The 20,940-nt window shown below is 27.3% G+C and carries 27 protein-coding genes; 23 read left to right on the forward strand and 4 right to left on the reverse strand.

The genetic code is table 11. The features are described from left to right. The first annotated feature begins 1 nt into the window (after position 1). The 6 genes from HNR35_RS04325 to HNR35_RS04350 all read left to right on the forward strand — a co-directional run bounded on the left by HNR35_RS04325 (position 2) and on the right by HNR35_RS04350 (position 4,286). Positions 2-1,201: a plasmid maintenance protein gene (locus tag HNR35_RS04325; protein ID WP_183224184.1), complete on the forward strand. Its 1,200-nt coding sequence runs from the start codon at positions 2-4 to the stop codon at positions 1,199-1,201. A 47-nt stretch (positions 1,202-1,248) separates the two neighbouring features. Next, on the forward strand, positions 1,249-1,833 hold the full coding sequence (locus tag HNR35_RS04330) for a DUF226 domain-containing protein (RefSeq protein ID WP_012665199.1): 585 nt from the start codon (positions 1,249-1,251) through the stop codon (positions 1,831-1,833). Continuing rightward, positions 1,809-2,561: a ParA family protein gene (locus HNR35_RS04335; RefSeq protein WP_012665200.1), complete on the forward strand. Its 753-nt coding sequence runs from the start codon at positions 1,809-1,811 to the stop codon at positions 2,559-2,561. The genes HNR35_RS04330 and HNR35_RS04335 overlap by 25 nt, the downstream gene beginning before the upstream one ends. Before the next feature lie 29 nt (positions 2,562-2,590). Further along, positions 2,591-3,136 carry a chromosome replication/partitioning protein gene (locus HNR35_RS04340; protein WP_012665201.1) on the forward strand — a complete coding sequence of 182 codons (546 nt, stop codon included), beginning with the start codon at positions 2,591-2,593 and terminating at the stop codon, positions 3,134-3,136. Between the two features lie 264 nt (positions 3,137-3,400). Beyond that, entirely contained in the window at positions 3,401-3,547 is a 147-nt protein-coding gene (locus HNR35_RS04345; protein ID WP_012665202.1) for a hypothetical protein, read from the forward strand. A gap of 298 nt (positions 3,548-3,845) precedes the next feature. Next, positions 3,846-4,286 carry a DUF261 domain-containing protein gene (locus HNR35_RS04350; protein WP_183224185.1) on the forward strand — a complete coding sequence of 147 codons (441 nt, stop codon included), beginning with the start codon at positions 3,846-3,848 and terminating at the stop codon, positions 4,284-4,286. 89 nt (positions 4,287-4,375) lie between these two features. On the opposite strand, the gene dbpA is transcribed toward HNR35_RS04350, so the two are convergent. From dbpA to HNR35_RS04365, 3 genes are all read right to left on the reverse strand, one after another. Beyond that, positions 4,376-4,939 (reverse strand): decorin-binding protein DbpA, encoded by a 564-nt coding sequence (gene dbpA, locus HNR35_RS04355; protein ID WP_183224187.1) that lies wholly within the window; start codon positions 4,937-4,939, stop codon positions 4,376-4,378. A 122-nt stretch (positions 4,940-5,061) separates the two neighbouring features. Next, positions 5,062-5,616, reverse strand: a complete 555-nt coding sequence (gene dbpB / locus HNR35_RS04360; protein ID WP_183224189.1) for a decorin-binding protein DbpB — start codon at positions 5,614-5,616, stop codon at positions 5,062-5,064. Positions 5,617-6,027: 411 nt separating this feature from the next. Further along, positions 6,028-6,336 carry a hypothetical protein gene (locus HNR35_RS04365; RefSeq protein ID WP_183224191.1) on the reverse strand — a complete coding sequence of 103 codons (309 nt, stop codon included), beginning with the start codon at positions 6,334-6,336 and terminating at the stop codon, positions 6,028-6,030. 129 nt (positions 6,337-6,465) lie between these two features. Between HNR35_RS04365 and HNR35_RS04370 the strand changes: the two genes are divergently transcribed. The 5 genes from HNR35_RS04370 to HNR35_RS04390 all read left to right on the forward strand — a co-directional run bounded on the left by HNR35_RS04370 (position 6,466) and on the right by HNR35_RS04390 (position 10,197). Further along, positions 6,466-7,059 (forward strand): hypothetical protein, encoded by a 594-nt coding sequence (locus HNR35_RS04370; RefSeq protein ID WP_183224193.1) that lies wholly within the window; start codon positions 6,466-6,468, stop codon positions 7,057-7,059. A gap of 3 nt (positions 7,060-7,062) precedes the next feature. Then, positions 7,063-8,415 carry a PBSX family phage terminase large subunit gene (locus HNR35_RS04375; protein ID WP_012665208.1) on the forward strand — a complete coding sequence of 451 codons (1,353 nt, stop codon included), beginning with the start codon at positions 7,063-7,065 and terminating at the stop codon, positions 8,413-8,415. 292 nt (positions 8,416-8,707) lie between these two features. Beyond that, positions 8,708-9,157 carry a hypothetical protein gene (locus tag HNR35_RS04380; protein WP_012665209.1) on the forward strand — a complete coding sequence of 150 codons (450 nt, stop codon included), beginning with the start codon at positions 8,708-8,710 and terminating at the stop codon, positions 9,155-9,157. 127 nt (positions 9,158-9,284) lie between these two features. Further along, positions 9,285-9,479, forward strand: a complete 195-nt coding sequence (locus tag HNR35_RS04385; RefSeq protein WP_183224195.1) for a hypothetical protein — start codon at positions 9,285-9,287, stop codon at positions 9,477-9,479. Positions 9,480-9,660: 181 nt separating this feature from the next. Next, positions 9,661-10,197 carry a hypothetical protein gene (locus HNR35_RS04390; protein WP_183224196.1) on the forward strand — a complete coding sequence of 179 codons (537 nt, stop codon included), beginning with the start codon at positions 9,661-9,663 and terminating at the stop codon, positions 10,195-10,197. 149 nt (positions 10,198-10,346) lie between these two features. On the opposite strand, the gene HNR35_RS04395 is transcribed toward HNR35_RS04390, so the two are convergent. Then, positions 10,347-11,933, reverse strand: coding sequence for a peptide ABC transporter substrate-binding protein (locus HNR35_RS04395; protein ID WP_012665212.1), 1,587 nt, complete (start codon positions 11,931-11,933; stop codon positions 10,347-10,349). A 549-nt stretch (positions 11,934-12,482) separates the two neighbouring features. Here HNR35_RS04395 and HNR35_RS04400 point away from each other — a divergent pair. The 12 genes from HNR35_RS04400 (at position 12,483) to HNR35_RS04455 (ending at position 20,924) form a co-directional block, all read left to right on the forward strand. After that, positions 12,483-13,160, forward strand: coding sequence for a hypothetical protein (locus tag HNR35_RS04400; RefSeq protein ID WP_183224198.1), 678 nt, complete (start codon positions 12,483-12,485; stop codon positions 13,158-13,160). Positions 13,161-13,278: 118 nt separating this feature from the next. Beyond that, on the forward strand, positions 13,279-13,887 hold the full coding sequence (locus HNR35_RS04405; RefSeq protein WP_183224200.1) for a hypothetical protein: 609 nt from the start codon (positions 13,279-13,281) through the stop codon (positions 13,885-13,887). A gap of 352 nt (positions 13,888-14,239) precedes the next feature. Further along, positions 14,240-15,484: an anti-CBASS protein Acb1 family protein gene (locus tag HNR35_RS04410; RefSeq protein WP_236845787.1), complete on the forward strand. Its 1,245-nt coding sequence runs from the start codon at positions 14,240-14,242 to the stop codon at positions 15,482-15,484. A gap of 11 nt (positions 15,485-15,495) precedes the next feature. Then, on the forward strand, positions 15,496-16,092 hold the full coding sequence (locus tag HNR35_RS04415) for a DUF1357 family protein (protein ID WP_183224202.1): 597 nt from the start codon (positions 15,496-15,498) through the stop codon (positions 16,090-16,092). A 54-nt stretch (positions 16,093-16,146) separates the two neighbouring features. Then, positions 16,147-16,758, forward strand: coding sequence for a DUF228 domain-containing protein (locus HNR35_RS04420; protein ID WP_183224204.1), 612 nt, complete (start codon positions 16,147-16,149; stop codon positions 16,756-16,758). Between the two features lie 16 nt (positions 16,759-16,774). Continuing rightward, entirely contained in the window at positions 16,775-17,692 is a 918-nt protein-coding gene (locus tag HNR35_RS04425; protein ID WP_012665219.1) for a hypothetical protein, read from the forward strand. Positions 17,693-17,695: 3 nt separating this feature from the next. Then, positions 17,696-18,115, forward strand: coding sequence for a DUF3890 domain-containing protein (locus HNR35_RS04430; protein WP_183224206.1), 420 nt, complete (start codon positions 17,696-17,698; stop codon positions 18,113-18,115). Further along, positions 18,112-18,486: a DUF1506 family protein gene (locus HNR35_RS04435; protein WP_012665221.1), complete on the forward strand. Its 375-nt coding sequence runs from the start codon at positions 18,112-18,114 to the stop codon at positions 18,484-18,486. The genes HNR35_RS04430 and HNR35_RS04435 overlap by 4 nt, the downstream gene beginning before the upstream one ends. Positions 18,487-18,488: 2 nt before the next feature. Beyond that, the gene (locus HNR35_RS04440; protein ID WP_012665222.1) at positions 18,489-18,851 is read left to right on the forward strand and encodes a hypothetical protein; all 363 of its coding nucleotides are present in this window, start codon (positions 18,489-18,491) and stop codon (positions 18,849-18,851) included. Continuing rightward, a complete protein-coding gene (locus tag HNR35_RS04445) occupies positions 18,832-19,371 on the forward strand; it encodes a DUF764 family protein (protein ID WP_012665223.1) in 540 nt (179 codons plus the stop codon). Before HNR35_RS04440 ends, HNR35_RS04445 begins: the two co-directional genes overlap by 20 nt. 60 nt (positions 19,372-19,431) lie before the next feature. Continuing rightward, entirely contained in the window at positions 19,432-20,502 is a 1,071-nt protein-coding gene (locus tag HNR35_RS04450; RefSeq protein ID WP_183224208.1) for a DUF787 family protein, read from the forward strand. Further along, positions 20,502-20,924 (forward strand): DUF1463 family protein, encoded by a 423-nt coding sequence (locus HNR35_RS04455; RefSeq protein ID WP_012665225.1) that lies wholly within the window; start codon positions 20,502-20,504, stop codon positions 20,922-20,924. Before HNR35_RS04450 ends, HNR35_RS04455 begins: the two co-directional genes overlap by 1 nt. Positions 20,925-20,940: the final 16 nt, after the last annotated feature.

The following is a 20,940-nucleotide window of genomic DNA, read 5'->3' on the forward strand; positions in this document are numbered from 1 at the left end:
ATTGGAAACATTAAAGCAAAAATCACTAAACACTACAAAAAGGGTAAAAAAAACTACAAAGAACTTCCAACACAACTTGATTGTATTAATTTCTACGCTCAACTTTATAAACTTAAACTTAAAAAAATATACACAAAAAAACATTCTTTACTTTCTAAACAAAAACCTTGAAAGAAATAAACAAAACCCCATAAAATTAAAAACACTACAAAACTATTTATACACATTAGATAAAAAATTTAAAATTACACTAAACTACTGCAAACATTTAGGAAAAAATTCTGGAAGCGAAACTTATTATAAACTTAAATATGAAAAAGAAAAATGCTATTCAATAATTAACACATACTTTAAGGAACAAACAAATAATAAAATTAATGAATTTGTGCAAAGAATAAATAAATTTAATCAAATAAATAGTAGTGTTAAATGGGAGTGTATTAATAATACTAATAATATATATAAATATATAGAATATAGAAATATACACAAAAATTCTAAAAAAACAATAAATAATAACAATCTACTAAAAAAATATTTAAGTAAATGCAATTTCAAAACAGAAATTCCATCTCTAATAATGAATTTAAAAACTACTAACAAGATTAAAATCTATCATTTAAGAAACTTAAAACACATTGAAAACGATCTTAAAGGGGTAGATCCCAAAAAAATAGAAAAGCACCTATCAAATGTAATAAAAGACAATATAAACAATCCAGGATACCTGTGTAAATTTTTTAAAAACAACGGATATAAAAAGCTAATAAATAAAATAAAAGAAACAAATAAAAAATATAAAAACAAAACAGAAATTTTAAAAAAAGTACTCAGAGAAAAGATAAAAGAATTAGAGAACGAGCAATATAAAAAAGAAGAGCTTGAAAAGTTTTTTAACAAAACATATGAAATTTACAAAATAAAACCACATTTCATAATAGAATACAAAAAATATCCAGATTTAGATAAATTGGTTAAAAGGGCAAAAAAAGAAATTTGTAAAATTCAAGATAAAATGGCACGGCTTAAAAGTATAAAAAACAACATTTTTAGTATATTATTAGAACAGTTAAGGCATAAAGTAGACAATGATAAACTAATCCCTACTTTAAAAGAATTCATTGAGAATGAGCCTGACCTTAAATATAGCAAGGTATTTGACAATTCCTACTATAATGATTTGATTGAAATAGTGAGCTGAAAAGAAAATGAACAGTTTAGCTCTGATATTAAGGAAAAAGGAAAAAAATGACGGCTTTACTTGAACGATTAAAGCAAAAACAAAAAGAATTAAAATTAAAAACAGATGATAAACCAAAATTCAAAAAAGAAAAAAAGGCTAATGTTTTTTCTAAAATTGAGGAGGTTAAGGGTAGAAAAATATATCATACTAAAATCTTTAATGATTTTTATACATTTGGGATAAGTAAAAATGAACCTACTAAATTTTTCATTTCTTTAAGAGGAATCTTTAACATAGAAGACATAAGCATGTTTCATTTATTCTCATTAAGAGGAGAGGATAAATTTATGGGAATTTATTACGGAATAAGAAAGCTTGATAAAGCGTTTATTGTAAAGAATTTCAACAAAAAAGAAACTTACACTTTGAGAAAATGTGAATATATTGAATTTAAGTTTAAAAAAGGTTCTGTTTTTTGTTATTTAAACGGTCTTCATATTTTACTTAAAAAGGATAGGGTTAACAGTCCATATTATAATACACTTTTAAATATTATTTTAGAGCTAGAAACTGAACTTTACACTTTTTATAATAAAAAATTATCGAAAGGGGGAATTATTCCTGAATGGATAAGAAAGAAACAAAAGTAATAACAGTTGCAAGTATAAAAGGCGGCGTTGGTAAAAGCACGACAAGTTTAATTTTTGCCACATTGCTTTCAATCAAATGTAAAGTTCTCTTAATAGATATTGATACTCAAGCTTCAACAACAAGCTATTTTTTTAATAAAATCAAAGATAACAAAATAGATTTAATAAATAACAACATATACGAAGTATTAATATCGAATTTACACATAGACAATGCACTAATAACAATTAATAAAAATTTGGATTTAATTCCAAGTTATTTAACATTACATAAATTCAATTCAGAATCTATTCCATACAAAGAATTTAAATTAAAAGAACAGTTAAAGCTACTTAGTAATCATTATGATTATATAATACTTGATACAAACCCCAGCTTAGACTTTACTTTAACGAATGCTCTTGTATGCAGCAATTACATAATAATACCAATAACGGCAGAGAAATGGGCTGTTGAAAGTTTAGATTTGTTTACTTTTTTTATGGACAAGCTACTATTAACACTGCCAATGTATTTAATCAATACTAAATTTAAGAAAAATAATACCCATAAGGAACTTTTAAAGGTTTTAGAGAAAAATAGTAATTTTTTAGGGACAATATCTGAGAGAGAAGATTTAAATAAAAGAATAGCAAAAAACGATAGATTTGATTTGACGAAGGATTACATAATAGAGTACCAAAACACGCTCGACGCGTTTTTAAATAAATCAAGTTACGTACACTAAGTGTACTCGGTTGTAAAGGAGGAGCACAGGTGGATATAAAGATAAATAAAAGAAATTTATCTGAGAGTGTTGGAGAAGAAGGACAAGCTCTTATTCATTATAATAAGCTTAAAGAAAAATTAAACATTAATTTTCAAAAAGAGATTTATTGCAAAATAGAAGCAATGAAAGTTTTAAAAGAAATTAAAGATAAAGAATATTATAAGCTGGACAACTATTCTAGTTTTGATGATTTTGCAAAAGATTACAGACTTGCTAGAACTCAAACATATAAATATCTTAAAATTGCAACAGCAATAGAAGAAGGTTTGATTGAAGAAAAGTATGTAGTTAAAAACGGGATTAACGAGACAATTTATTTGCTTAAGACAAAAGAAAGTCCAAGTTTAAAAAAATCTAACCAGAACCCAATAAAACCATTGAGATTTCAGCTCAAAAAGGAAGAATCTTATTCTTTTTATAAAAAAAATGCTAAGCTTACAAGCTTTCTTTTGGAAAAAATTTTTTTCGAAGAAAAAGATTTTTTATTAAAAATAATTGAAGAATTTGAAATTTCAAGGAACAAACGAAAATGAAATATTTATTTGCAAAACTTGAAAAGTTAGTGTATACTTTATAGGTACAGACTGACACGCAATGTGTCGCTCTTAATATAAGGACCTGTTACCTTAAAGGGTTTATTGGGGATTCTTTAAAAAGAAATTCCAGTAAACCCTTTAATTTTTGGTTTAAAAGTTTTTATTTTTTAACATTAATTTTAGAAAAATTTAGAAAAGTATTTACAAAACATAAATTTTTTTATACTATAATATTAGTAAAAACTTATATTAGGGGTTAAGATGAAAAGGCTTAATAAGATCAAAAGGAAAGAGTACTACAGATTTTTAATTAAAGCTTTTGCCATTAAAAACAATTATTTGAGTGGCTTGGTTTTAGCAATATTAAAGATTGTTCTTAAACTTAATATTTTCTTATTAGGCTTTTAGATTCTAAATTGAGATTTTCTCTTAATGCAAGACCATTAAAATATAAAAATAAAATATTGTATTGTCAATGTTTTAGTGATTTTAACGAAATTTCTCATAAGAGATCTCAAATAGTGTGTTGCTTGTAAATATAAAAGCGAAGCAGGCATGTTTATTATTTAAAAATTATATTTAAAAATTGTTCATTTTAAAATACATGGAAAAACAAATTGTGATTTTAATCACAATTTGTTTTAAGACAAGTTTAATTTTAAATGGTAAGCATTTTTACAATTTAAAGTTTTAGGGGATTTAAAAATTGTTTATTGAAAAAATATTACAAAACAATAAAGAGCTTTTAAAAGACATTCAAAAGTCTGGATGTTATTTTTTATCTTTGCACTATTGGATATTTATTTTGACAGGGTTTGATTTTAAAGCAAAAGACGTTAATTTAAATTATCAACGGTTTTTAGAATTGGGCTACATTAGAAATGATTGCTATATTTTAAATCCATGCAAAATTCTTAGTTATTATAAAATATTTTCTAAGGTCAGATATGAAAGCCCGTTTTATTTGCCCGTAGCCGGCAAAGAGTTTGAAATAACAGAGATTAAGTTAAAAGATCAAGCTTTTGTTCATTTTGTTGCAATGGATAACAATAAGGTGCTTTATGATAGTCTTGATTTAAAGTCTAAAGGAAAGAAATTTGAAATAATATCAAAAAGAATATTTAATTATTTTATTAAAAAAGGATAATGTTTGCCAATTGCATTGGCCTAATAAGGCCAAACAACTTGATTTCAGGTTGCTTGGCCCATTGTTTTAATTGAGTATGAAAATAGTGCTTATTTTTTAGCAGGAGTACTGGGAGAACTAGCAGCAGTCTCTTTTTTCTCCAGGGCGGCTACATTTTTTTTATTAACGTTTTTTAATTTTTCTTCCATTTTGTTTGCAATTTCAATTACTCTTTCAGCTGTAGTTGGAGGATTTTCTACAATGCCCGCTGATACAGTTTTTGTCATTTCCCCTACTCCAATTTTTTCTAGTGGTTCTGAGACATCAAGCATTAAATCATACATTGCTGAGAATGCACCACTACTTCCGCTCTCTTTAAGTTTTTCGGCTTCTTCTTTTATTGCTGTTACAAATTTTAATGCCGCATCAGTAGCTCGTATTTTTGCTTTAAATATGAATTGGCTTCCTGCTACTCCACTACCTGTTGCTTTATCTGTGAAGGCGCTGAAATTTACGCCTTCTCCAATGGCTTCTTGTTTAAGTTTGTTTATTTCATCTTTAATTTCTTTAGCTGATGATTCTAATCTGATTTTAGTTTCTCCTGTTAAACCACATGCTACTAACAGGCTAGCAAGTAAACTTAGTTTAAGTAAATTTTTAGTACATTTATTCATATAATATCCTCTTTTTTTTGAATTTAAATTTAAATAAAAGCATTTAATAAAAATTAAATTGTAAACATTAGGACAAGCTAAAATTTTATTTTTAGCTAATTCTAATTACAATGTTTTTATATTTATTTCGGTTTTTTGCTTTTACTTATTTTTGTATCCTCTCCTTCAAGTTTTTGCCTTTTCTTGACACCTTCTAGTTTATCTTCTATTTTAGTCTTAACCTCAACCAATCTTTCGGCTGTGGTTACAGGATTATAACTAGCTTCTTCTGAAATAGAGGTTTTTACTCCTTTTATTCCAATCGCATCCAATGACCCTGAAACTTCAAGCATTAAGTCATACATAGCCAAGAATTGACTACTATTTCCATTTTCTTTAAGTTTTAAAGCTTCTTCTTCTATTATCTTGAGAAACTTTTCTACTTCGTTAATGGCTTGCACTTTTGCTTCTCTTAGGGCTGATCCCCCAGTTGTTACTTTAGAACCAGTTGCAGTGTCTGTAAAGGCTAAGAAATTTACACCCTTTTTAGCAGCGTCTTCTTTTATTTGTAAAATTTTACTTTTTACATCTGCAGAAGACGATTCAAGCTTTGCTTTTATTTCTCCTGTTAATCCAAAATGACATGCTGCAAATAGAGCATTAAATAAAGCTACAATTATTAAATTAGGTTTTTTCAATTTATTACCTCCATATTAACAATAATTAATTTTAAACCTAAATTTAGACCAGTTTATTCAAAATAAAATAAAAAAAATTGCTCAATAAAGGCGTTATAATTTTTAGATTTACACTGGATTTTAAATTTTTATTTTAAAGCTTATTATTTTGAATTTTATTTTGCCAGAGAGCATAGATTTGTTTTATCTAAATATAGCAATAATATTATTTGGAGTTACAAGCCAGCTTAAAATGCTAGTTTTTAATTTTAAGATTCAATGCCAGTTTACCAAAATATTGCAAATTGGTTATTTTGTAAATGTAATTAAAGATCTAAAAAAATAGGTCTTGAAAAAAAGAGAAGCCATGCTCCCGCAATTTACTGGCTTCTCTTTTGACTATTTTGACTATTTTGACTACTAATTTTTAAATTAAGGGGTGGGAGTAGGAGCAGAAGTAGCAGGCTTAGAGGGCACAACAGCATCTTTTAAGCCTTTAAAGAATCGTCCTGTTTTATGTGCGCCAGAAACTATTTTATTTTTTCCTTTAATTATTATATCTAGTAAACTTTCATTAGTTGTGTTGTTGCCAGCAGCTTCTATTAAGGTTTTTAATGCTTCATTTTGTTCGCTAACAACGATTTCTTTGATTTTCGTTTCTTGTTCTTGAGTGAATCCTTTACTGTCCATATTACAGGATAATATTGGCGCGGGCAATAAAATATATTTTATTTTAAACATTTCTTTCTCCTTTACCATTTTTTTATTACCTTTATTTTATTTAAAAATATATCTCTTTAAATTAAATATTCCCAATAAAAACATTTAATTTTTCTTGAGTTTTTAAAAAAACTTAATTAAAATAAAATAATGATATTTAAAAATAGAAAAGAAGAATATATTTTTTTATTTAAAAAAGGGTTAAAAGATTTAGACATTGCTCAAATTTTAGGTGTTGGCGAATCTTTTGTAGCAAAAGCTCGAAACAAATATTTTAAATCCAATGATTCTGTTTGTAAAAAGAACTTTTTTTCTAACACGTCAACAGTAAAGAATATCTCTGGGGAGTCTTTTAGTCAGGATAATTTTGACAATTTAACACTACTTACTATAAAAAATGCTTTTGAGTTGGAAAATGCCAAAAATGAGACTGAAAGATCATTTTATGAGATAGTTTGTTCTTTTATTGAATCTTGTCAGAGATATAAAAATCTTAGTTTAAAATCAATAAAAAAAGATGCATTAATCTTAGACTTAAAAATTAGCAAGCTTCAAAGCGAGATTGACAGCAATAAAAAAAGAGGCCTTAAGGGTGATGAAGGCCTTGAAATGGAACTTACCGCCAAGATTAAAAAGAGGGAAGATCTTGAAAAGGAGCTTATTAATATTTGCATGAGAGAGGATTATGATACTCTTGTTAAGCTTAAATCTGTTTTAAGTAGTAAGAATTTAAAATTGGAGTAAAATTTGAAATTTTTAAGGTCCTTAATGTTTCTCAATCTTGAGAAAAAGTTTAAAAATAAATTTAATATCAACATTTTGGATTACATTAAGCCTAAAACAACCAATATTGGTTTTAAAGATTTTGAAAACAAATATTTAACCACTAAGCAAAAAGAAGTGCTTTTTGACATAGAAAGTCACAAGTATTCAAAAGTAATATTTAGTGGTGGGATTGCAAGTGGTAAGACGTTTTTAGCCTCATATTTGCTTATTAAAAAGCTGATTGAAAACAAATCTTTTTATGAGCAAGATACCAATAATTTTATTATAGGTAATTCCATTAGCCTTTTAATGACAAATACCATAAAGCAAATAGAAAAGATTTGCAGGTTATTAGGAATTGATTATCAAAAAAAGAAAAGCGGACAATCTTTTTGTAAAATAGCAGGGTTTGAGCTTAATATTTACGGGGGTAAAAACAGAGATGCTTTTTCTAAGATTCGCGGGGGCAATAGTGCAATAATTTATGTAAATGAAGCAACAGTAATTCATAAAGAAACTTTGCTTGAGGTGCTAAAAAGGCTTAGAAAGGGCAAATCAATTATTATTTTTGATACAAATCCAGAAAGCCCAGCGCATTTTTTTAAAACAGACTATATTGAAAATACAGATGTTTTTAAAACATATAATTTTACAACGTATGACAACCCTTTAAATTCAGCAGATTTTATTGAAACTCAAGAGAAGCTTTACAAGCATTCTCCTGCTTATAAGGCGCGCGTACTTTATGGGGAGTGGATTGTAAATGAATCTTCTCTATTTAATGAGATGATTTTCAACCAAGATTATGAGTTTAAAAGCCCAATAATGTACATTGATCCTGCATTCTCAGTAGGTGGGGACAATACAGCTATTTGTGTTTTAGAGCGCACTTTTGAGAAGTTTTATGCATATATTTATCAAGACCAAAAACCAGTAAATGATAGTTTAATGCTTAATTCTATTCAAGTTTTAATAGAAAATTTCAATGTAAATACCGTTTACATTGAGGAGAGAGATAGTACTAAAGGGGATGGAATTTTAACTAAAACAATTCTTTTTCTAAGAAATAAGAGTATTTGTTATTTTAAAGTTGCGCCAATAAAACCTCTTAGTAATAAGTTTAAAAGAATATGCGCTTTAATTCCTTTGTTTGAAAGCCAAAAAATAGAATTTTTAAAAATAATAAGTAAAAATGTAATATCTGATATTTACAGCTACAAAGGAGACGGCAAAACAAAAGATGATGCACTTGATTCTCTTGCAAATGCATATCTTCTTTTAACACTAAATTATAAAGAAAAATTATTTCATTTCGGCAAGTTTAAATATTTATAATTTGATCTAAATTTTTAAATGTTAATTTAAGTTTGTTATTAGCAACTATTTAAAAATTTTTTTCCCATATTGTTTTTATTAAGATTTACTTTGTCCTAATCTTTGGCAATTTTAAAAAATTTAAAACAATTAAATTTTTTTTTAAATAATGCAATTTTTTATAAAAAATACAAGATTAATATTAAAACTTTTAAAAGTTTTGAAAAATCAATTTTTAATTTAATTGTTTGGGAAATTTTTTAGATATGATTTATAATTGAATTTCTATAAATTTTTATTTTAAGGATTTGCTATGAGAAGTAGATTTTTTTTTGTATATTTATTTTCAGCTTTATTTTTTTTGTTTAGCTGCAATGCCTTTTTTACAGGTGAAGAGGAAAAAACTTTAGAGGATTTGGATAAAAAGAGAGAAAAATTAAATTTTACAGATGAACAAAGGTTGAAAGTTTTAGATACTATTAAAAGCCAGCTTAATAGTGACTCTAAAAAAATTGCTAGAGTTGACGAATATTTCAGACAATTAGAGGATTCTAAAAGAGATGTTATTTTGCAAGTATTTTCAATTGGATTTGAATATATAAGCTTTAAAGAAGCAGAATCTACAAAATCAGAAAATAGAAAAGCTAATTTAGATGCTTTAAAAATCGATTTTGAATCTAAACTAAAACATTTTAATTACACAGAAGAAGATTTTGATAAATTAGTAGAGGACTTTAATAAGTTTATTGAATCTTCTGTCTAGTAGAATATATTTAATTTAAGAAAATTTAAACAAGTTTATTATAAAAATTATTATTTAATAATTTTGATAATTTAAAAAGACCAATAAGGCATTTTATTTATTCAATGTATTTCAAGGGGAGAGAAATATGAGGATGGCTTTTTTACTTATTTTTTTCATATGGCTTTTTGGTTGTAGTTCTTTTAATTCGCACAATAAAAATCCATTAACATCCCATAATAAGGAGAGAACTTCTAATTATAACAGAGAATATTATCAAAGGAATAGAGAAAAACTTAAATTAAGAGCAAGAGAGCGATACCGTAGAAACAGAAAAAGCTAGATTAAATTTAAAAAATTAAACTGATTAAAAATTTGAAAGTAATTTTAATATTAAGCAATATATTTAAGTTGATTGTTAAATTTATGTAAAAGATGTATGTGTTAATTATTTAAATCTTTTATGGTTTTAAAATAAATTAAAATAAATTAAATTAAATTAAATTTTAATTAGGAGAATATACATGAAGAGATATATTTATGTGTATGTATTGGTAATAATAGTAAATTCTTGTTATTTAAATAATTTTTCTAATATGAATAAAAATAGTCCTAATAAATATAATTTAAATTTTGTCGAACTTTCTTTAACTGAAAGAGAAAGTGCTATTTTAAAAGTTCAAAGAAAGTTTAAAAGTCTTACTGATAAAATAAGCTCTAGAATTTCTAATTATAGTGAGATTAAGGTTAGTAATTTCTTTAGCGAATCTAATGAACAAAAAATCAATCTTTTAAACAAAATACTAGAGATTTTAAAAGTACAGCATGGTTTAATGGAAAAAAGTAGCAATAGTATAAGCAGGCTTAACATGTCAGGAGGCAATTATGCTGTTCTTGATCCACAGCCAGAATTACGACTTTTAAATCAAAAATATTCAGATATAGATGAAAAATTAAGAGAAATATGTAATTACATTCTTAGTAACAATATTGACTTTAATAAGACTTTAAAGGATCTCTCTTCTTTAAAAGAGAGTTCTTTAGCACTAATACAAAAATAAGCTTTAATTTATTATTATTTTTTTCACTTTATTTTGTGAGGTTAAAACAGAAACTGTTTTAAAAGGAGTAAATAAAAAAATAAAATTGATTTTTTAAAAAAACTTTTTTAAAAATAGAGCCAAAATTTGACTCTATTTTTAAAAATAATTTAATCGTCTAAAGGTTTTATTTCTGATAGGGCAAATCTTTCTGAATTGTTTGTGTTCCACCCCGTCCATCTATCATTTTTAAAAAGATAATTTCCCGCAGAGCTGTATATTGGAATTATTGGGTAATCATTTTCAATAATTATTTCTTCAGCTTTTTTAAACAGCGTTAATCTGATTTTTTCATCCACTTCAATCTCAGCTTTACTTAAAAGTTCGTCAAGTTCAAGATTTGAATATCCGTAAGATGAGAGATGAGAGGTTTTAGTTTCAAATATATTAAAGAATGCCATGGGATCTAAATAATCTCCTTGCCAGGACCTTACTGAGAGCTCATAATGCCCTTTTAAAATGTTTGATATGTAATTATTCCAAGGTTCAGGCTCAACTTCTATTTCAATATTTAAAACTTTTTTCCATTGGCTTTGAATAAAGTTTGCAATTTCCTTTCCAAGGTCATTTTTGTTGTATTTGATTGTAAGAGTTGGAAATTTTTTCCCATCCGGATATCCAGCTTCGGCTAAAAGTTTTTCTGCTTTTCGTGGGTTGTATAGTCTTAATTTTTTCCCATAATTATAATTATTAATATTAGGAATCACTTTTCTTGTTGCTTTAAAGTTATTATCAAGCACTCTGTAAACCAATGTTTCTCTGTCAATCGCAAGAGATAATGCCTCTCTTACTTTTGGATTGTCAAGGGGTTTAATATTTGTTTTTAATGAAAGAAACCCGGTTTGGATAATATCAGCTGAATAAAAGTCTTCTCTTAAGATAAGCTCATTAATAAGGGTTAAGGGGATGCTGTTAAAAATAGCATCTATTTCATTATGTTCATACATGCTGTAAATTCTTCGGGCATCGTTTATAGTAACAAATGTAAGCTCACTAATCGCAACGTTTTTAGCATCATAAAATTTTATATTCTTTTCAAGAGATATTTCTTCGTTTAAAATTCTTCTTTTTAGTTTAAAAGGTCCGCTTGTTACCATGTTTTCTGCGCTTGTCCATTTATTTCCAAACTTTTTAATAATATGGGTAGGAACAGGTATAAATATTGAGTTTGTAAGCAGATCAAGAAAATATACTGTTGGCTGGGAAAGAGTTATTTCTAAAGTTTTCGCATCAATTACTTTTATTCCAACTTCTTCTGCATTTAATTTTGTTTCGTGAAATTCTTTTGCATTTTTTATTTTTGATGTTAATAGGCTAAGAGCTGGTACATTCTCTTCAGTCTCTAAGGCCATTATGTATGAGTTTCTAACAGTATCTGCTGTTATTTTAACACCATCGCTCCAATAAATGTCGTCTCTTAAGTGGAATGTGTAGCAAGTTTTGTCAAAAGAAATGTCCCAACTTTTTGCAAGTCCTGGCCTGTACCCACCTGTTTTAGGGTCCCCCCTTAAAAGTCCAACAAATAGTTCATTTATAATTAAAGTGCCAAATTTATCACTACAAAACTGCGGATCAAGCGATGTTGGTTCGTGTCCAATTCCAACTCCAAAAATAAGATCATCTTTTGCTTTAGAAATTGTGCACGAGTTTGCAATCATAATTAGTATTGCTAAAAACAGTGTTTTTTTTATTATCATGGGATTTTAATCCTCTCCTTTTATTGTCTATATTTCTATAATTAATTTATTTTATAGCAAATTATATTGCAATTTATTTTTTTAAAATACACTTAACAAAAGTGTTAAATGTCCTAAATGCTTATTGGGTTTTTGTTTATTAGTTTGAAATGCTTTGAGTGTAATTAAAATGCAATTAAGGTTTAAAATAGCAGATAGGTTTAAAATAGCAGATAGAAAATGTTCTTTATTCAGGCAAAAAAAAGATATAAGTTGATCCTAAAACTACAAATAGGGTCTTGAGACCCTATTTGTAGTTTTAAAGAAGTTTTCAATGAATTGTTAATTTATAACAATAAATAAATATATATCTCGCTTTGTTTTTTTTCAAATAAAATTTGAATCTTTATTTTAGGGTTTAAAACTTTTGTTTTCTACAAAAATTTAAGTTTTTGATTTTCTTTTTTTACTTTTAAACAGTAAATAACACGATAAATAAGATTGATTTTTTATGTCTTGATAATATTAGAAAATGAACTATAATGGCGACTTATTTTATGGGAGGTTTGAATGAAAAGGATAAGTATTTTATCACTACTATTATTGACATTTTCTTGCAAACAGTATGGCGATGTTAAGGCACTTACAGAAATTGCTCCTGATTCTGGTGGTGATGGCTCTCTTATTGCTAGCGATAGTTTATCAACTAAAGATCTAATTGCCGAAAAAGGACCTACTTTAACATCACAGGAGTCTGAGAAGTTAGAGGCTTTAAAAGTCTTTTTAAAAGACGCAATGGGTGCTAATGGCAAAAAAGGAGATGTAAAAGCTGAGTATGAGAAATCTTATAAAGAATTTTTCAATTGGCTTTCTAAGGATGTTGACAAGCAAAAAGAGTTTGTAGGTTGTTTTAACAATATTTGTGGCATTATTGCTAAAGCAGTGGATGCAAGTAAAAAAAGGTATAGTAGCGACAATAAAGAATCTTTAGGGTTTAATGAATATGTTTGTTACGATATTAAAACCAAGACCGGAGATGATTTAAGTTTATTTTTCCAAAAGGTAGCTGATGCGTTTGGCACTGAGGAGTACAAAAAGGAAGATGAGGATGATGATGAGAATAATCAAAAGCCTGAGAAATGCAATGAAGAGATTTTCAAAGTAATCAAAAGAGTGTTTACTGAAAGTGAGAGTAATAATGAATTGAAAAATTTGAAAAGTTTAAATAGTTATAATTTAGATAAATAAATAGGAATGTGTAAACATTTGAGTTATGTTTTATATAAAGGCAGGTTCTAGTTAGAACTTGTCTTTTTTGTGCTTTAGGTGACTTTTAAGGCACCTTTGCAGGGCTATATCTTAGGTTATGGGTGATAATAATAACACAAAGAGCAATTTTCAAGATTTTAAATTTAATAATGTTGAATTTGCTAAAGAATTGTCAACCAAGGTTATCAAGTCTTCCTTAACAATAGAGGCTAATTTAAATAAAATTTTAAATACAAAAAATTTGGATGATGCTTGTCTAAAGGCCGAGAGCTCAAAATTAAAACTTATTTCTACGATTAAGCTAGCTAAAAAGCTAAACAACCACATGCTCTTAGAATTTGATAAAATTCCTTTTGATTTTGATATTCCCATAACATTTAGCATTGTTGACAAGATTTTAAAGGTATTTTATTGGACAATAGTCAATTTTGATTCTCATACAGTAAATGAAATTGAATTAATAGGGTTAAAAGAGATTGATTTTTTATATGAGGAGGAAGAAGGAATGAAAACCGCAGAAGAAGAGATTAGTAGTATTAAAAATCGCAAAGAGAGAGAATTTCTTTACGATTTGTTTTTAGTTATGAAATTTACATTTCAAGCAGACAAAGCGTTAATAAAGGCAATCAAAGCGTCTCTTTTGGCAACATCTTTTATTGCTCAAAGGGGGATAGAAGGCAAGCAGGTTTTGTTTTTTTATATTTAGCTTATGTTTATTTGATTTTCAAATATGTTTAAATATTAAAAGGTAGAGAAACAACTCTCTACCTTTTTAATATTTATTGGGATTGGATAAAGTATTAATTTAATTTTCTTTTTAATATCAATTTATAATGTTTATCTTTTAACAATGCGCGTAACAGTAAACAGAATATTTTGTAAACTTTACTTTTATTCTTAAATTAATATTAGCATAAATACTTTAAAACGTATTGGTTTTTTTATAAAATTTTAAATGAATTTTAATATTTAAGTTTTTATAAAAAAATATTATTTGATAATTCATATTAAATAATAATGATTTGCATAAAATACAGTTTTTGATATAATAATGTTTAATGATATTTAAAAAAATGGTTAATGAATTTAAAATGGAAATAAAAAACACTAACTTCAAAATTAATCCTGTTGATGTTTACAGATATTCAATTTTTTTTAGGAATTACATAGACAGTACAGCAGAAGATGCACTAAAAAATGGAATTAATTTAAGCTTACTTGAAACTTCTTGTTTAAAAGAAAGTAGAGATTTTCTTTCAAGCTTAAAGGTGGAATTAAAAGAAGCTCTTCTTGAAGCAATAATAAGTTACAGATTTAATGGAGCAGGATACATTTTAGTAAAACCCAAAGGTGAAGATGAAGATTTAAGCAAAAAGGTTAACAACGAATTGCCCACAGGTTTTAAATATTTAGATTTTCAAAAAATTATTAACAAAAGAGAATCTGAGTACATAGAATATCTTTCAAGTTCAAAAGACTTAGATGGTATTAACCAGAAGGCAAGAGTTGTAAAAATAGATAAAAGTAGAGTAATAATTTATGAAAATTATGATTATGTTTTAGGCTCACATGAGCCTGTTTATACACAAAGTTTGCTTTTTAATATTTGTCTTTTAGAGCAAATTTATTTAGAGATAGAAAAAAGAATAAGAAATTATAATTTTTTGTTTTACAAAGACGAACATTTGGTAGGACTTGTTGAATCTTTAGAGCTTGCAAAAGAGGAAATTAGCGTTTTACTAAACAATAATAAAGGCATATTTTCTAACTTTTTTAAAGGGCAAAAGCCAAACAAAAGTTGCTCAGCATTAAGCAGCGCTTCTGAGCAGCTTGGCAGAGAGCTTGGCAAGATTAAAAGCACTCTAAACAATGATGGAATTTTTTATACAGCATCAGAGAATGCACGCCTAGAAGTAATAAAGTATGATTTAGAGTTTTTAAAAGATGCATTTGAACTTGTTAAAGCAAAAATTGGTGCTGATACTAAAGAGCCTCTTACTAGAAGTTTTAATGAACAAGTTAAAGGCCTTGGCAGCAGTGGCAAGGGAGACAAAAGCAATTATTACGACTATTTAAAAGGCGTACAAGAATCTGTTGCTAATGCATGCAATCTTAAGCTTAACAAATATTACAGATTGAATATGAAGTTTAACGAGCTTGAAGTTTTAAGCTATGAGCAAAGACTTGAGAGAGACAATTTGCTTCTTGATGTTTATTTTAAGTATTTAGAGTTAATTAAAAATGAAAATTTAAGTCACAAGGCAAGAGAAAATTTAAAAGAACAATTAAGTTTAGTTATTTAAAAGGAGTAATTATGGAAAAAATGGCTTCAAGTTTGGATTCCAAAACTAAAAGCGACCAAGAAGATTCAAAAAAGCTAGCTGCAAGCAATGAAGTTTTAGGGGACGATTTGATTGAGGAGTTTTTAGAATATAAAAATCAAAAAAGTGCTAATAATTCAATTAGTTTTTCTCACAATGATTTAAGAGAATCTGTTGAGATCAATAAACTTGCAAATGATAATTTAAGTTTTGAGTATAATACAGAAAATCTTTTAGCAAAAGGGTATTCTTTTCAAGAAGTTGTAAAAGGTCAAGCTGAAGAGCTTATTAGAAAGTATGTAAAAGCAACTCAAATCTTAGCAATAGCTGGAACTAACAATCTTGATGAGATTGACTTATCGTCTCGTGCAATACTAATAAGGGTTGCAAAGACCAATATTGATCAGAATAAGAATGCTGAAAATTCATATAAAATAATAAATTTTCAAAGAACAAACTCAAATCAAAAAAACAATTTAAGAAACAAGAATACTTTTTTTAGCACACATCATGATTTAAGAAAAGCAATGTTTAATGAGTGGGAAGAGCTTAAGCGCGAATTTTATTGTAATAAAAAAATATTAGCTTAAATTTTTGTAATTTAAGCTTTTAATAAAAAATTAATTTAAAAAAGGAGATTATTAATGAGTGATTCAATTGATTTTAAAAAAGAGATAGAAAAACTAAAAGCATCAAAAGTAGAACTTGAGAGTCAGCTTGAAAGTTTAAAAAAAAATCAATCTCAAAAAATTGTTTTAGACAAATTGCAAAGTGTTAATACTAACAGTTACCCTGTGTTTGAGAGCAATTTTAAATTTCAAGATGAGGGATTGTATTTTGCGCAAAAAGGCGGACTTAAGAGTTCTTCTGCTGACAAGTTTGAAAATTATCAAGCTCAAGATTTTTGCTACAAATGTGGGGTTAAGCTAGTTGTTAATGGCTCACATTTACAAATAGCAAGAGGCGGCGGGAGCGATCTTTATGGGGTTTGTGTCGACTTTGATGATTTTTCAAGAACCGGTACGGTTGTCCCAATGACTTGCAGTTTTGAATGTATTTTGATTGCTAAAGAGAAAACAATTAAAGCAGGAGATAAATTAATAATAAACAGCGAAGGGTTTTTAGAAAAAGCTTTTGAGAATGCATCAATTATTCACGCTTTAGCGTTAGGATCTGCTGAAGAATTTAAAGACAAAAAAGATGTTTACGGAGTTAGGGTTCTTTTTTTGGTTAAACATATAAAAGATGCAATTTAAAATAGGAGAATTTAAAATGGATGAGAGCATATTAAATAACGACGAGTATGTAAACGTAGTAAGGGATGTTTTAGTGCAGGAGTGTCCAATTCCTGAGTATTATCATTTTTTAGATTCACAGCAAATAGAGAGTAGTAATATTTCTCTTGGAAGCGATAGGATTATTAAGTGGTATTCTAATTTAACAGATATTCCCACACTAAAGGTTAATGATTTTAACACAGTCTCAACAATAAAGTTTCAAAGACAAATAGTAAAAATTAATTATTTGCCTTTTCAGTATGCATTTACGTACTATGCACCAGACGGAAAAGTTAGTGTACAGGCAAACACAAATATTAACATGAGAGAAGGACTCTTGGGAGCAATAATTGAGATACAAAAGTTAATGAGCGTTCATTATTTAAAAGGTGGACTTGCGCTTTCAAAAAGCAAAAAAAGAACTCTTCTTGTTGATGAGTCTAACAATGAAACTATGTACGGACTTTTAAATCTTCCAAACCAAATAGACAAAACAATTAAACAGACAAACATATTAGATCAAATAAAATCAATAAATGATGATCTTGGAAAGATTAATTTAGAAGATGAGAGAAAAGTGCCTTTTAAAATACTTACAACTAGCAAAATCAAAGGTCGTTTACTTGAGAGACTTCCAAATAATAATTATTCATACAAAGACATGCTTTTTGATTTTATAAGTGCAATTAATAATGATGCAAATATTGAGCTTGAGACTACAAATTTGTTAGACGATGAAATTTTAATATATCCAAGAAACAGCAAATTATTACTTTTAAAAGACGGTCACCAACCGGTATTAAATTCATACACAGAAATCTCAAGCAGTAATTTTAGAACAAGTTTTCTTGACTTTTCTATTGGAACAATTTTGGCAACAAAAAATTCAATCCTTAGAATAAAATTGAGCTAAAAAATGAATCAAAGCAAAACAGACGCTGATGAGGCTCTTAGCGAAAATTTACAAACAGTATATAAGCAAATACTTGAGCTTTTAATGCTTGATTTTAAAGATCTAAGCATTAAAGAATTTTCTCTGTATTTAAATTTACTTGAAAACATTTTAATTCTTAAGCGAATAAGAATTAAAAGCTTAAATGATTCTACAATGTTTATTCTAATTTATTATTTTATTGGCTGTGAGTTAAAAAAACGAAACAGATTGAAAGGTTTTAATTTAAGTAGCATCAAGTCTGAAAAATTTAAAGAGATATCATTAGAATATTTTCCTACGACTCTTAGTAGCAGAAGTTGTGGGGGTGATTTTTGTGAGTATTTAGATAGTTTAATAGAAGAGTTAAGAGTAAAAGACTCTTTAATAGGAGTAGTTAAATGAAATCTTTAGAGATGATTAATTTAGGATTAAGTAATATTATAAATACATATTCACAAGATCTTTTTTTTTGTAAATTTAGAACAATCAAAGATCCAATTAATGCATCTTATGAAACTAGATTTCAAAGCCGCGATGCTGTTGGTTTTAAAGGAATATTTTTATTAATAAGTCCAGAAGAAGTAGCTGAGATTGAAGGTGTAAATATTTTTGACAAAAGTAGTTACGCCAAGGTGTATACTCTTGAGAGTTTTGAATTTGAGTGTGGAGATTTGATTAAGGTTTATGATGATTTTTATTCGATCTTAGGGGTTCAAAAGAGCTACAAAGAAGGTCTAAATTACAACATGCTAGTTTTAAGGAGTTCTTGTTAAGTATGAAAATTAGATTTAAAGACATTTGTTCTTTTAATACAGAAAATAGTATTAATATTAAATCGGAAGAACTTGAAAAAGAGATTACTTTCAAACTAGCAAAGGTTGCGTACAAAGAGTTTTATTCTAATATTTTTTCAAACAAAGGAATAAAAACAACTTTTAGGAAATCTATCCAAAAAGGCCTTGTTGAAATAAAGGATCAGTTTAGAGTTTTTTGTAAGAATTATTTACTTAGCAGACAAGAGCTTGAGTCAAAAAGATCTTTTAATACTAAAGAATTTAAGAGTTTGATTAACAATATTGAAAAACGCAGTCTTTTGAAAACAAAAGAAAAGGATAGTTATGATTGTAGGGCTAAATGAATCTGTACAGTTTTTAATAAAAATACTTTCAAAATTTAAAGAGTATTTAGATCTTAAAGAAATAGAATTAGAAATCTTAAACACTTATAACCACCCTTATTTAGAAAAGTTTGCTACAAATGCTAGTAATTTAGTTGTATTAAAAAGCGAGTCTTTCGAAGGGCTTACTCCTAGAAATCTAAGGGGTAGAAATTTTGGTAAAACATCTAATGAGTTTAGATTAAGGTTTTCGCTTTATTTTTTAAGTTTTACCTTATTAAAAGCTTATAAAAATTCTTATAAGAGTATATGCAAAGTGTATGAACACTTTTTAGAATTTTTACATGAGAATAGATTTAGGTTTGAATTTACAAAAGAGCTTGATGATGATTCTTGTTTGCTTTTAACTTATTATCTTTCTTCGGTTAGCAATTTAAATAATGATGGGCTACTTGGTGTTTCTAATATGAGGAGCAATATGTGTTTTAGTTTTAATCAGATTTTTGTTGCAAACATACAAGTGTTAAAACAAGAGAGATAAATATTTATAAAAAATTAAAAAAATAAAAAATTAAAAAAAGAAGTTAAAAAAGGAGGATAAATGCCAAAAGATACAATAAGCGTTAGTTTGGCGCAAAACAAAATAGTTGCTAATAGGATTAATTATTACAACCCGCTTTTAATCTACAAAAGCAGTGTTTTAGCAAGTAAATATTTAGCACTAAGTGTTACAAATTTTTCTAAGCTTTTAAAAAAACTTGAGATGCAAAAGGATCAGGAGTCTGATTCTTCTAAAAAGAAAGTAGCAGAAGGCGAGTTAATCGTTTTAGAAAAAGCAATGGGTGATTTTTTTGGACAAGACGGACTTAAATCTGTTGATTTTTATGTTTACAATCAGATTAAAGAGATTAAAGATTTTTTAAAATCCAATTTACATCCGTTTGTAGTTTTTGTAAATGAATCAGGAGACAGTATTAGTAGTGATTTTGAAGTTATTAGAAAAGCATACAATTTTATTGTAATTTCTACTAAAGACAATACTTTATCGAATTTTTTAAAAGGTAAAGACAAAGGTGAGTTTAAAAATATTATTGCTGTTTACAGCGGTAATGAAAATTTGCATCTTAAGTTTACAGCAATGTATTTGCATCAAGCAAGCATTTTTCATGCTGTTAATCCTTATGGGATGATTTTAAATTCTACTCCTATTTATGATGACTCTCTTATTGAATCTCTTAGAAAATCCAATATTAATTTTTATTCTCTTTTAAATGAAACTGGCAATGATGGCATTTTAGCTTTCAAAGAAGGGGTTAGTCTCTCAGGAGATCCGATTGATGAGGCTTTTACGCTTTATTATATTAGAAATGAAGCAATCAAAGAGCTTATTAGGATTTGGAATAAAAACAGTAGAGCTAACAGTAAGCTTAGTGCTTTAAATTTGGACGGCAATTTGCCAAACGAATACACAGCAGGGCTTGAATGTTTTTTCCATGAACTTAAACAAAGAGGTCTTATTGTCTTTTACAAAGAGATTAAAGTTAAGATCGACTCTTCTCAAGGTTTGAGTTTAAGCTTAGAAGTTGCGCTTAAGTATAATGATAGCTTTAATAGTGTTAATTTAATAATCACTGCACAAGAGATAAATGAATATTTAAGGAGAGCATCATAATGAAAGAATATTATTCATTAGATTTAATATTTTTTAGCTTTAATGACAATTTAATAGACAGAGGTACTCTTGAGTACAGTACAGAGCCTAATGTAATGGCCAAGGCAAGCACAGAAGACAGAAATTTTCCAATTCCAAGCTTTAGAGATCCAAGAACCGTTGTTCATATTTTTGATTTAGAAGTAATCAAAGGATCTTTTGATTACAAGCTTTTAACAAAGCTAAGCAATGAGCAATTTTACGGGAATGTTCCTAAAGCTCAAAAGTTAAAAAGATTGGTGTTTAACGATCAAATGGGATTAAAAATCATTTCAAATAGTGCTTTTTTTGCAGAAATACCAACTAGAAAGTATTCATCTGATAATGATACGGTTAAGTTTACAATTCATGCAATCAATTGCAATGTTGAGAAGGTAAGTTGACCGAATAATAAAAATG

Source organism: Borreliella spielmanii (assembly GCF_014201705.1).
Taxonomy (GTDB): Bacteria; Spirochaetota; Spirochaetia; order Borreliales; family Borreliaceae; genus Borreliella; species Borreliella spielmanii.